Genomic DNA, 13152 nt, shown 5'->3' on the forward strand with positions numbered 1-13152 from the left:
CCGGTGGCCTGGACGACGGCGGCCGTCGTGAGGAGGCCCGGCAGGCCGGGGGCGGTCAGGCAGAGCACGCCGGTCACGGGCGTGCGCCCGGCCTCCGCCTCAAACCGCGCGGCGAGAGCGGCGCGGTCGGCACCGGCCGGGCAGGGCACCCGCACGGCGCGGGGCCCGAGCGCGTCGGCCAGCGCCGTGGTCCAGGCGTCCTCGTCGTCGTGCTCGGGATGCAGCAGCAGCCAGGTGCCGCTCACCTCGGCACGCGGCAGGGCGCGCGGCCGCCACTCCTCACGGTGCCGCAGACAGTCCACGGCGGCACGGTCGCGGTGCCGGGACCGCCAGGACAGCAGCGCGGGCACGACGGTGCGGACCGCCGCCTCCGGCACGCCGAGCCGCTCCGCCAGCCGGGCGGGCTCCGTGCGGCCGACGGCCGTCAGGAAGTCCCCGTCCGCCGCCCGGTCACCGGCGGGCCCGCGACGAGGGGCGAAGCGCTGCCGCTGGAAGGGGTAGGTCGGCAGGTCGACCCGCCGCGCCCCGGTGCCGGCGAACAGCGCCGTCCAGTCGACGGGCACCCCGTGGACGTGGAGCCGGGCGAGGGCCGTCACGGCGGACAGTTCCTCGCCCCGGTCGCCGCGCAGCAGCGGCGTGACCGTCGCGTCCGGCGGCAGGTTCTCCTGGGCTGGCGCCGCGAGGACGCCGCCCGGACCGATCTCCAGCCAGGCGCCGACGCCCTGCGCGGCCAGCGTCCGGACGCCGTCGGCGAAACGGACGGTCTCCCGCAGGTGCCGTACCCAGTAGCCGGGGTCGGTGAGTTCGCCGGGTCCGGCGAGCCGTCCGGTGACGTCGGACACGACGGGGACCGCCGGTTCGGCGAAACCCAGGTCGGCGACGGCGGCGCGGAAGGGCTCCAGCACGGGGTCCATCAGCGGCGAGTGGAAGGCGTGCGAGACACGCAGCCGGGCGGTGCGGTGCCCGTCCGCCGCCAGCCGGGCGGCGACGGACCCGACGGCCCGCTCCGGGCCCGAGAGCACCACGGAACGCGGCCCGTTGACGGCGGCGAGCGCCACGTCCCCGGTCAGCAGCGGCCGTACGTCGTCCTCGCCCGCGGCGACGGCGACCATCGCCCCTCCGGCGGGCAGCCCCTCCATGAGCCGGGCCCGCGCGGACACCAGACGGCACGCGTCGGGCAGGGTCAGCACACCGGCCACGTGAGCGGCGGCGATCTCGCCGACGGAGTGGCCGATCAGGTACTCGGGCCGCACGCCCCAGGACTCGACCAGCCGGTACAGCGCGACTTCGACGGCGAACAGGGCGGGCTGGGCGAACCCGGTGCGGTGCAGGGCCTGTTCGTCCCCGCCCCACAGCACGGCCCGCACCTCGGGCCCGAGCAGGTCGAGGATCTCGTCCAGGGCGTCCGCGAACACGGGGAAGCGCACGGCCAGTTCGCGGCCCGTGCCGAGCCGCTGGCTGCCCTGCCCGGAGAACAGCACGGCGAGCGGCGGCGGCTCCTCGGCGGCGACGCCCTCGGCGAGCACGGGCGCGCCCTCGGCGGAGCCGAGCAGCACGGCCCGGTGCTCGAACACGGACCGTCCGGCGGCGAGCGAGTGCCCTACGGCGAGCGGGTCGTGGCCGGCGGCCGAGGCCCTGACCCGGGTGATCTGCTCCGCGCGGGCGGCGGCGGTGCGGGCCGAGACCGGCCAGGGCACCGCCCGGGGTGCCGGCGGCGCCTGGGACGCGGGCTCCTCGACGGGGGCGGGCGCTTCCTCCAGCACGACGTGCGCGTTGGTGCCGCTGATCCCGAACGCCGAGACGGCGGCCCGGCGTGCCCGGCCGGTCGCGGGCCAGTCGACGGGCTCGCGCAGCAGCTCGACGCGGCCGGTCGTCCAGTCGACGGCGGTGGTGGGCTCGTCGGCGTGCAGGGTGCGCGGCAGGGTGCCGTGCCGCATGGCCTGGATCATTTTGATGACGCCTGCGACACCGGCGGCGGCCTGGGTGTGGCCGATGTTGGACTTCAAGGAGCCGACCAGCAGCGGGCGTTCGCGGCCCTGCCCGTAGGTGGCGAGGAGCGCCTGCGCCTCCACGGGGTCGCCGAGCCGGGTGCCGGTACCGTGCGCCTCGACGGCGTCCACGTCGGCCGGGTCGAGGCCGGCGGCGGCGAGGGCCTGCCGGACGACCTGCCGCTGGGCCCGGCCGCTGGGGGCGGTGAGGCCGTTGGAGGCGCCGTCGGAGTTGACGGCGCTGCCCCGGACCAGGGCCAGCACCGGGTGGCCGTGGCGGCGGGCGTCGGACAGCCGTTCCACGACGAGGACGCCGACGCCCTCGGACCAGCCGGTGCCGTCGGCCACCGCGGAGAACGCCTTGCAGCGTCCGTCGGGCGCCAGGCCGCCCTGCCGGCTGAACTCGGTGAAGACCGCCGGGTCGGACAGCACCGTGACACCGCCGACGACGGCCAGCTCCGTCTCGCCGGCGCGCAGGGCCTGGACGGCGGTGTGCAGGGCGACCAGGGAGGAGGAGCAGGCGGTGTCGACGGTGAGCGCCGGGCCCTCCAGACCGAGGACGTAGGCGAGGCGGCCGGACAGGACGCTGGACGCGGTGCCCGTCATGACGTGGCCCGCGCCGTCGCCGGTGCCGGGGCCGGGACGCCCGGAGTCCCACTGGTAGGTGCCCGCGTAGACGCCGGTCCGGCTGCCGCGCAGGGCGAGCGGGTCGATACCGGCCCGCTCCAGCGCCTCCCACGCGACCTCCAGGAACAGCCGCTGCTGCGGGTCCATCGCGGCGGCCTCGCGGGGCGCGATGCCGAAGAACGCGGCGTCGAACTCGTCGGCCCCGGTGAGGAATCCGCCGCCGCGGGCGGTGCTCCCGGCCAGCAGGGCCGGCAGGTCCCAGCCGCGGTCGGCGGGAAACCCGGTGACGGCGTCGCCGCCGGTTGCGACCAGATGCCACAGGTCGTCGGGCGAGAACACGCCGCCGGGGAGCCGGCAGCCCATGCCGACGACGGCCACCGGGTCCGCGCCGGGCCCGCCCCCGGCGTCGGGGGCGGCGGGGGAGGCCGACTCCAGTTCCTCGATGCGCCGGTGTGCGCGGCGCAGTTCCGCCGTGACCCGCCGGAGGTAGTCGACGACGGTGTCCTGCTGCTCTTCCTGCACGGGAGTTGTCCGATCGCGGTGACGTAGGCGTGCGTGGCCTGCGGAGGGTGCGGAGTGCGCCGGTCAGCGGACCGGGAACTCCTCGTCGATGAGGTCCAGGAGCCGGTCGACGGGCACGGCGGCGAGGTCGTCTGCCTCCCCGGCGCCGTTCGCGCGGGGCGCCGGTACCGTGCGCCGCCCGGCGTCCGGGCGCAGGTCGTTCAGGAGCCCTTCGAGCCTGCGCAGTGCGGCATGCCGGTCGGGGTGGCCCTCGGGCAGGGCCCGCAGGGCGTGTTCGAAGTCCGTGGGCCAGGCGGGTGGCGCGGCGGCCGAGGGCTGCTCGTCGAGGTGTTCGGCGAGCCGGGCGGCGAGGGCGGCCGGGGTCGGCCGGTCGTAGAACAGGGTGCCGGGCAGTCGCAGGCCGGTGGCCCGGCCGAGGCGGACGCGCAGTTCGGTCTCGGCGTACGAGTCGAGGCCCGAGGCACGCAGGGCGAGGCGCGGGTCGACGCGGTCGGGGTCGGCGTGCCCGAGCGCGGCGGCGGCCTCGGAGCGGATCAGGCCGAGCAGGGCGCGCACACGGCGGGGACCGGTGAGCGCGCGCAGGTCGGGCACGTCGGTGCCGGACGGACCGGCCGCGTTCGTGGCCGTGGCTGTGGCTGTGGCTGCGACTGTGGCTGTGGCTGCGACTGTGGCAGTGCCCCCTGCCGCAGCCGTTGGCGTCGCCCTTCGTGTTGCCGCTGCCGTTGCCGCTGCCGTTCCCGTCGCCGGGCGGTCTCCCGGCGTGGGCCAGTGGCGTTCGCGCTGGAAGGGGTAGGTGGGCAGATCCGTGCGGCGGGCGTCGGTACCGGTGAACAGGGCGGACCAGCGGACGTCGGTGCCGGTGACGTGCAGGCGGGCCAGGGCGCACAGCAGCGCCTCCTCGGCCGGCCGGTGCGCGCGCTGGGCGGCGACGGTCACCGCGCCCGTGCCCGCGAGGCGTTCGGCGGTCCGCGCGGTCAGTACGGCGTCGGGCCCCACCTCCAGGAACGTGCGGACCCCCGCCTCGCGCAGCGCCGTGACCGCGTCGCCGAACCGCACGGTGTCGCGCAGATGCCGTACCCAGTGGTCGACGGAGGCGAGCTGCGCGTCGGTGGCGAGCGTGCCGGTGACGGCGGAGACGACCGGGACCCGGGACGGGCGCGGGTCCAGGCGGGCCACCTCACCTCGGTAGGCGGCCGACGCGTCCGCGTCCGCCGGTGCCATGCGCGTGCCGGGCACGGGGGTGACGGCGCGTCCCTGTGCCGCGAAGACGTCGGCGACGCGCCGCACCTCCTGCGCCGGTCCGGCCAGGACGACCCGGTCGGGGCCGTCGACCGAGGCGAGGGTCGTCCCGTCCGTGAGCAGCGGCAGCACCTCGGCCTCGGTGGCGTGGACAGCGACCGCTCCGCCCCGGGCGATCCCCCGCACCGTGCCGAGCCGGGCGGCCACCAGGCGGCAGGCGTCCGGCAGCGAGAGGACACCGGCGACGTGCGCGGCGACCACCTCGCCGAGCCCGTGCCCGGCGACGTACGCGGGGGTCACGCCGAAGGACTCCAGCAGCCGGTACAGCGCCACCTCGTGTGCGAACAGGGCGGGTTCGGCGGCGGGGTCGTCGCGCTCCGGCTCGGGCAGCAGGCCGTCGAAGGCGGCGCGCACGGCGTCCAGGGCGCGGGCGAACAGCGGGAAGCGGGCGGCCAGTTCGCGGCCGGACCGCGCCGCCGCGGGTCCCCCGTGGCCGGGGAACAGCACGGCGAGCGGGCCCGGTTCGGCGACGCAGCGCGCCGCCGTGGGGGTGCCGTCGGCGGAGGCGAGCAGCACCGTGCGGTGCGGCAGGGTGGCGGCCCGGCCGGTGGCGAGGGAGTGGCCGATGTCCGCGCGGGCCCGGCCGTCGGGGACCGGCAGCCGACGCAGCCGGGACACCGCCGCGTCGAGGGCGTTCGCGGTCCGGGCGGACACCACCCATGGCACGACCGCCGGCACGGCACCCCGTTCGGCGGGGGCGGCGAGGGCCGGGGCCTGCTCCAGGATCACGTGGGCGTTGGTGCCGCCGATGCCGAACGACGAGACCGCCATGCGGCGCGGCCGGCCGGTCGCCGGCCACTCGGTGGTGTCCCGCAGCAGCCGTGCCGACCCGACGGACCAGTCGACGGCCGCGGTGGGCCGCGTGACGTGCAGGGTCGCGGGGAGGATGCCGTGCCGCAGCGCCAGTACCGCCTTGATGACACCGGCGACCCCGGCGGCGGCCTGGGCGTGCCCGATGTTGGACTTCAACGACCCGATGAACAGCGGGTGTTCGCGGTCCTGGCCGTAGGCGGCGAGCAGGGCGCGGCCCTCGACGGGGTCGCCGACGCGGGTGCCGGTGCCGTGCGCCTCCACCGCGTCGACCTCGTCGGGGGTGAGCCCGGCGTCCTGGAGGGACTGGGCGATGACGTCGCGCTGGGCGGCGCCGCTCGGTGTGGTCAGGCCGTCGGTGGCACCGTCGGAGTTGACGGCGGTGCCCCGGATCAGAGCGAGCACCGGGTGTCCGTGGCGTCGCGCGTCGCTGAGCCGTTCCAGGACGAGGACGCCGACGCCCTCGGCCCACGCGGTGCCGTCGGCGTCGTCGGAGAACGGCTTGCAGTGCCCGTCGGGGGCGAGGCCGCCCTGGAGGGCGTAGCCGATCAGGCCGCGCGGTGTGGACATCACGGTCGCGCCGCCCGCCAGGGCCAGGGTGCACTCCCCCGCCCGCAGGGCACGCACGGCGCAGTGCAGCGCGGTCAGCGAGGAGGACGACGCGGTGTCGAGGGTCATCGCCGGGCCGCGCAGGCCGAGGAGGTGGGCGAGGCGGCCCGGGGCGACGCCGGGGGCGGTGCCGGTGACGGAGTGCCCGGTGGTGTCCCCGGCGGCTCGCGCGGTGAGCAGCGCGTAGTCCTCGCCGCTGACGCCGACGTACACGCCGGTGCGGGTGTCGCGCAGGGAGAGGGGGTCGATGCCGGCCCGTTCGACGGCCTCCCAGGCGGTCTCCAGCAGGAGCCGCTGCTGGGGGTCGGTGGCGGCGGCCTCGCGGGGCGACAGTCCGAAGAAGTCGGCGTCGAAGGCGGCGGCGTCGTGGAGGAATCCGCCGCGCCGGGGCACGCCGGAGCCGTCCGGGGCGCGGGCCGTGTCGAGGGCGGCCGGGTCCCAGCCGCGGTCGGCCGGCAGCGGGCCGGTGGCGTCCCGGCGGGCCAGCAGCAGTTCCCACAGGCCTTCCGGGTCGGTGACGCCGCCGGGCAGCCGGCAGGCCATCGCGACGACCGCCACCGGTTCGGCGGCGACCGGGTCGTGGAACTCCAGGAACTCCAGTCCGGACAGAATCGTCATGACGCCGCACCGCCTCCGAGGGATCGGGATCTCAGCGAGACTGAACGGGAGCGTAGGTTCGGGCCGGCCCGGTTTTCCCTAGACCTGACCGGGCGCCGTGCCCGGCGGCACGGGACGGCCCCGCCCCGTCACCGGTGGGTGGCGGGGCGGGGCCTGAACAGGGCGCGGGGCGCGCGCCGTTCACTGTCCGCCGGTCTCCAGCGTGCGCAGCCACTCCTCCATCAGCCGGGCCGTCTCGTGCGACCGCCCGGCGATCAGGGTCTGGTGACTGGCCTCGATCATCCGCGTGACGTGGGCGGGCACCGGTGGCGCCTGGTCGCCGCGGTCGACGCCGGGCAGGGACTCGGTGCAGCGGATCAGCAGGCTCGGCACGCCGGTCTTGTAGCGTTCGGCGCCGCCGGTCGTCATCCGCAGGAACCACTGCGCCATGGCGGACAGCCGCGCGCTGTCGAGCCGGACGGACGGGGTGTCGATGTCGGCGAGGTAGTTCTCGTGGAAGAGGTCCCAGTCGACGCCCTCGCCGGCCTGGTACTCCAGGCTCAGCGTGTCGAGCATGACGACGCCCTCGGGGCGGATGCCCCAGGTCTCCTCCAGCACGCCGGCGGCGCGGTAGGCGAAGGTGCCGCCCATGGAGTAGCCGACGAGTACGAAGGGTTCGCCCTCGCTGGCCAGCAGCGCGCTCTCGGCGATGAGCCGGACGGCGGCCTCGCTGGTGGCGGGCAGCGGCTCGCCCTCGGCGAAGCCGAGCAGGGGCAGGGCGCTGACGTGGCGGTTGCCGCGGAACGGGGCCGCCATGCGCGCGTACTGGTGCACGCCGCCCGTTGCGCCGGGGGCGCTGACGCAGATCAGCCGGGGCAGCGCGGGGCCCTCCGCGAGGGTGACGGGCTGCGGCAGCTCGGGCACCTCGGCGGTCAGTTCGACCTGGGGGCGGGTCGCCGCGACCGCCATCAGCAGCCGCATCGCCTCCAGGGTCCTGCCGTTCTTGACGGTGTCGAAGAACAGGTTGACCACGGAGTCCGGGGCGCTGTCCCGGGCGGCGGCCGTCAGGTGACCGGGCCCGTCGGACGACCGGCCGCCGAGGGCGGCGAGCCGGCCCTGGAGCCACTGGGCGAGGCGGGCGGGCGTGCGGTGGTCGAACACGGCGGACGTCGGCACCCGCAGGCCGAGGGCCTCGCCGAGCCGGTTGCGCAGTTCCAGGGCGATGAGCGAGTCGAAGCCCATGGTGAGGAACTCGCGGTGCGGCTCCACCGCCCCCTCCTCGCCCCTGCCGAGCAGCACGGCGGAGGTCTCCACGATCAGGTCGGTCAGCGCCCGCTCCTGCGCCGGGGCGTCGAGGCGGCCGATGCGCTCCCGCAGGGTGGCGAAGGAGCGGGTCGCGGTGGCGGCCGTGCGCCGGGTGCCGCCGACCAGGCCGCGCAGCATCGCCGGGACCTCGCCGCCGGAGCGTGACCTGTCGACGCGCAGCGGCACCAGATGGGGCTCGGTCCGCTCCAGCGCGGCGTCGAACAGGGCCAGTCCGAGGTCCAGGCCGAGCGGCGGCGTTCCGGAGCGTTCCATGCGCTGGAGGTCGGTGTCGGTGAGGTGCGCGGTCAGGCCGGTGCGGCGGGCCCAGAAGCCCCAGGACAGCGAGGTGGCGGGCCGGCCCTCGGCGTGGCGGTGGGCGGCGAGGGCGTCCAGGTAGGCGTTGGCGGCGGCGTAGGCGGCCTGTGCCCGGCTGCCGAGGACGCCGGAGACGGAGGAGTACAGGACGAAGGCGGCGAGGTCCGCGTCGCGGGTGGCGCGGTGCAGGTGCCAGGCGCCGTCGGCCTTGGGCCGCAGCACGGCGGAGACCCGGTCGGGGGTGAGGGAGGGCAGGACGCCGTCGTCCAGGGCGCCGGCGGTGTGCACGACGGCGGTCAGCGGGTGCGCGGCGGGCACGCCGGCCAGCAGCGCGTCGACCGCGTCCCCGTCGGCCACGTCGCAGGCGGCGACGGTCACGGTGGCGCCCGCTTCGGCCAGTTCGGCCCGCAGCTCGGCCGCGCCGGGCGCGGTTTCGCCACTGCGGGACACCAGCAGCAGGTGCCGTACGCCGTGCCGGTGCACCAGGTGCCGGGCTAGTTCGCCGCCGAGGCCGCCGGTGCCGCCGGTGACGAGGACGGTGCCGTCGGGGTTCCAGGAGATGGTCTGCGGATCCGCCTGTTCGGGCACCCGGGCCAGCCGGGCGACGTGTGCCGCACCGCCGCGGACCACCCACTGGTCCTCCTCCGCGACCAGCAGGGCGGGCAGCGCCACGGCCGACACGTCCGCGTCGTCGAGGTCGGCCAGGACGAAACGGCCGGGGTTCTCCGACTGCGCGGACCGCACCAGGCCCCACACGGCGGCGGCCGCCGGGTCGGTCGGCCCTTCGCCGTCGCGGGCCACGGCTCCCCGGGTGACGAGGAGCAGCCGGGAGCGGTCGAGGCGTTCGTCGGCGAGCCACTCCTGGAGCAGGGCGAGGACCCGGTGCGTGGCGGCGTGGGCGGCCCGCGCGTCCTGGCCGCCGGACACCGACACGAGGAAGCCGTGCGGTACGGGTCCGCTGTCGCCGCCCTCTCCCACCGCCGCGGCGAAGGTCTCGGCGTAGGCGACGACGTTCTCCCCGGCGAGGGCCATGGCCTGGCCCAGTCCGTGGGTGTCGTCGCCGACGACGGCCCAGCGGGCCCCGGCCGGTGCGGCGAGGTCGGCGGTTCCCGGCACCCATTCGACGCGGAGGAGGGCGTCGCGCGGATCGTCGGCCGGGGCCGCCGCCGCGGGGCGGTCGCCGCCGGCGCGCAGGGTGAGCGCGTCGACGGTCACCACCGGGTCGCCCTCGACGTCGGTCGCGGCGAGGGCGACGGTGTCGGGGCCGGTGCGGACGATGCGGGCGCGCAGCACGGTGGCGCCGGAGGCGTGCAGAGTGGTGCCCTGCCAGCTGAACGGCAGCATGCGCCGCTCGTTCTCCTCGCCCGCGTACACGGTGGCGTGCAGCACCGCGTCGAGGAGGGCGGGGTGGAGCCCGAAGCCGTCGGCGGTGCGGGCGGCCTCGGGAAGCACGACCTCGGCGTACGCGTCCTCGCCGAGCCGCCACACGCCGCGCAGGCCCTGGAAGGCGGGGCCGTAGTCGAGTCCGGCGCGGGCGTAGCGCCGGTAGATGTCGCGGACGTCGATCCCGGTGGCGCCGGCGGGCGGCCACACCGTCGTGTCGAGGGGTGCGGCAGGCTGGGGCGCGCGGGACAGCAGGCCCGTGGCGTGCAGTTGCCAGGGCGCGGAGCCGCGGGCGGGCCGGGAGTGGAAGCGGACGGCGCGGCGTCCCTCCTCGTCGGGTGCCTCGACGCGGAGCTGCACCTGGACGGCGCCCTGTTCGGGCAGTACGAGGGGCGCGGCGATGGTGAGTTCGTCGACCCGGCCGCAGCCGGCGGCGTCACCGGCGCGGACGGCGAGTTCGAGGAATCCGGTGCCGGGGAAGAACACGGCGCCGTTCACGCGGTGCTGGCCCAGCCAGGGCTGCGCGGACAGGGACAGGGTGCCGGTGAGGACCAGGTCGTCGGAGTCCGCGACGGTCACGGCGGCGCCGAGCAGCGGGTGCCCGGTCGGTTCGAGTCCGGCGCCCGACACGTCGGTGGCGACCTGGGTCGTGGTGGGCCAGTAGCGCCGCCGCTGGAAGGCGTAGGTGGGCAGGTCGACGGCGCGTGCGGCGCCGAAGGTGCCGGGGCGGGCCCAGTCGACGGCCACGCCGTGCGCGTAGGCCTCGGCGAGGGAGGTCAGTATCCGGTCGGTGCCGTCCTCGCCGCGCCGCAGGGTGCCCACGGTGACGGCCCGGGTGCCGGCGTCGTCGGCGCACGACTGGACGGCGCCGGTGAGCACCGGGTGCGGTCCGGCCTCGACGAACGTGGTGCAGCCCTGGTCGAGCAGGGCCCGCACCGCGTCGGCGAACCGTACGGGCTGCCGGAGGTTGCGGTACCAGTACTCGGCGTCCACGGGGGCGTCGAGCCGTTCGCCGGTGACGGTGGACAGGATCGGCACGCGGGGCGGGCGGGGCGTCAACGGGGCGAGGCCGGCGAGGAGTTCGGTGCGCAGGTCGGTCACGTGTGCCGAGTGGGAGGCGTAGTCGACGGCGATCTTCCGGGCCCGTACGTCCTCCGCGACGAGTTGCTCGTACAGCTCGTCGAGGGCGGTGGCGTCCCCGCTGACGACGACCGCGTCGGGGGCGTTGACCGCGGCGAGGGAGAGCCGGTCGTCGCCGCGGGCGGCGAGCCGGCGTTCGGTCTCGGCGGCGGGCAGCGGCACGGCGATCATGCCGCCGCGTCCGGCGAGCCGGCGGGCGATGGCCCGGCTGCGCAGGGCGACCACGCGGGCCCCGTCGGTGAGGGACAGCGCCCCCGCGACGACGGCGGCGGCGATCTCGCCCTGGGAGTGGCCGACGACCGCGTCCGGGGTCACGCCGTGCGCCTCCCAGACGGCGGCGAGCGCGACCATGACGGCCCAGGAGGCGGGCTGGACGACGTCGACCCGGTCCAGGCCGGGGGCGCCGTCGTTGCCGCGCAGGACGTCCAGGAGGGACCAGTCGGTGAACCGGGCGAGGGCCGCCGCGCACTCACCGACGCGTTCGGCGAACACCGGCGACTCGGCCAGCAGCCGGGCTCCCATGCCCGCCCACTGGGCGCCCTGGCCGGGGAAGACGAACGCGGTCCGGCCGTCGGTGTGCGCGGTGCCGCGTACGACGGAACCGGCCACGGCGTCACCGGCGGCGAGCGTGCCGAGTCCGGCGAGGAGGGCTTCGCGGCCGGTGCCGACGACGACGGCGCGGTGTTCGAAGTGGGCGCGGGTGGTGGCCAGGGAGTACGCCACGTCGGCCGGGTCGGGGGCGGGTTCGGCGGTGAGGTGTGCGGCGAGGGCGGCGGCCTGTCCGCGCAGCGCGGCCGGGGTGCGGGCGGACAGCACCCAGGGCAGCGGCCCGGCTGCGGTGCCGGTCTGGCGCGGTGCCGTGTCCGTGCCGGAAGCGGCGCCCGTGTCGGGGGCGGGGTCGGTGTCGGGGGCGGCCTGTTCGAGGACGACGTGGGCGTTGGTGCCGCTGATGCCGAACGAGGAGACACCGGCCCGGCGCGGCCGTCCGGTGTCCGGCCAGGGGGTCGTGCGGTCCAGGAGCGCCACGGGGCCCGCCGACCAGTCGACGTGGGAGGAGGGCCGGTCGATGTGCAGGGTGCGCGGCAGGGTGGCGTGCCGCAGGGCCAGCACGGTCTTGATGACGCCGGCGACACCGGCGGCGGCCTGGGTGTGGCCGATGTTGGACTTCACGGAGCCGAGCAGCAGTGGCCGGTCGCGGTCGTCCGCGCCGAACACCGCCATGAGGGCCTCGGCCTCGATGGGGTCGCCGAGGGTGGTGCCGGTGCCGTGCGCCTCCACGGCGTCCACGTCGTCCGGCGTCAGCCCGGCGGAGGCGAGGGCCTGCCGGATGACGCGCTGCTGGGCGGGCCCGTTGGGGGCGCTGAGCCCGTTGGAGGCGCCGTCCTGGTTGACCGCGGAGCCCCGGACGACGGCGAGGACGCGGTGCCCGTTGCGGCGGGCGTCGGACAGCCGCTCGACCACGAGGACTCCGGCGCCCTCGGACCAGCCGGTGCCGTCGGCCGCGTCCGAGAAGGCCTTGCAGCGGCCGTCGCCGGCGAGGCCGCCCATGGCGGTGAACCCGGCGAAGCTGGAGGAGCTGGTCATCACGGTGACGCCACCGGCGAGGGCGAGTTCGCACTCGCCGGCCCGCAGGGCCTGGGCGGCCAGGTGCAGGGACACCAGGGAGGAGGAGCAGGCCGTGTCGATGGTGGCGGCGGGGCCCTCCAGGCCGAAGACGTAGGCGATGCGGCCGGACATGACGCTGGCGGCGAGGCCGGTGCCGAGATGGGTCTCCATGTTCTCGGCGGACCGGGCGACCAGTTCGGCGTAGTCCTGGCCGTTGGTGCCGACGAAGACGCCGGTGCGGCTGCCGCGCAGGGTGTGCGGGTCGATCCCGGCACGCTCGAAGGCCTCCCAGGAGGTCTCCAGCAGGACGCGCTGCTGCGGGTCCATGGCGAGCGCCTCGCGCGGGCTGATCCCGAAGAACTCGGGGTCGAACCCGGCGGCGTCGGCGAGGAATCCGCCCTCGGTGGTGGCACTGTGCCCGCGTCCCGAACCGGCCAGGACGTCCAGGTCCCAGCCGCGGTCCGTCGGGAAGGGCGCGATGGCGTCCCGCCCTTCGGTGAGCAGTTCCCACAGGTCCTCCGGGGAGCGGACGCCGCCGGGGAACCGGCAGGCCATGCCGACGATCGCGAGCGGCTCGTCCGTGCGCGCGGCGACCGGCGGCCCGGGGGCGTGGGCGGTGGTGTCCGGCCCGTCGAGCAGGGCGCCGAGGAGGTGTTCGGCGAGGACGCGGGGCCGGGGGTGGTCGAACAGCAGGCCCGCCGGGAGGGGCAGGCCGGTGACCCTGGCCAGGCGGGTGCGCAGTTCCATCGCGGTGAGCGAGTCGAAGCCGAGGTCCTGGAAGGACGTGTCGGGCCGTACGGCCGTCGGGTCCGGGTGGGCGAGGACGGCGGCGGCGTGGCCGCGCACGAGGTCGAGCAGCAGGGGCAGCCGTTCGCCGGGGGTGGTGGCGCGCAGCCGCTCGCGCAGCGCGTGCCGGGCGTCGCCGTCGGCCGTGCGGTGGCCCCGCACCGCG

At 77.0% G+C, this 13152-nt stretch carries 3 protein-coding genes; all 3 read right to left on the bottom strand.

Features of this window, described 5'->3' with window-relative positions; genetic code table 11:
* On the bottom strand, positions 1-3137 hold a 3137-nt coding region (locus QC282_RS31610; protein ID WP_279553033.1), incomplete at its 3' end, for a type I polyketide synthase.
* Positions 3138-3200: 63 nt separating this feature from the next.
* Positions 3201-6473: a type I polyketide synthase gene (locus QC282_RS31615; RefSeq protein ID WP_279553034.1), complete on the bottom strand. Its 3273-nt coding sequence runs from the start codon at positions 6471-6473 to the stop codon at positions 3201-3203.
* Positions 6474-6653: 180 nt separating this feature from the next.
* A complete protein-coding gene (locus tag QC282_RS31620; protein WP_279553035.1) occupies positions 6654-13046 on the bottom strand; it encodes a type I polyketide synthase in 6393 nt (2130 codons plus the stop codon).
* Positions 13047-13152: the final 106 nt, after the last annotated feature.

It is taken from the genome of Streptomyces sp. DH24, assembly GCF_029813775.1.
Lineage (GTDB): Bacteria > Actinomycetota > Actinomycetes > Streptomycetales > Streptomycetaceae > Streptomyces.

What these genes read in the sequence shown, in the direction of transcription:
- QC282_RS31615 (WP_279553034.1), bottom strand. Translation starts at nt 6,473, where the DNA reads ATGACGATTCTGTCCGGACTGGAGTTCCTGGAGTTCCACGACCCGGTC.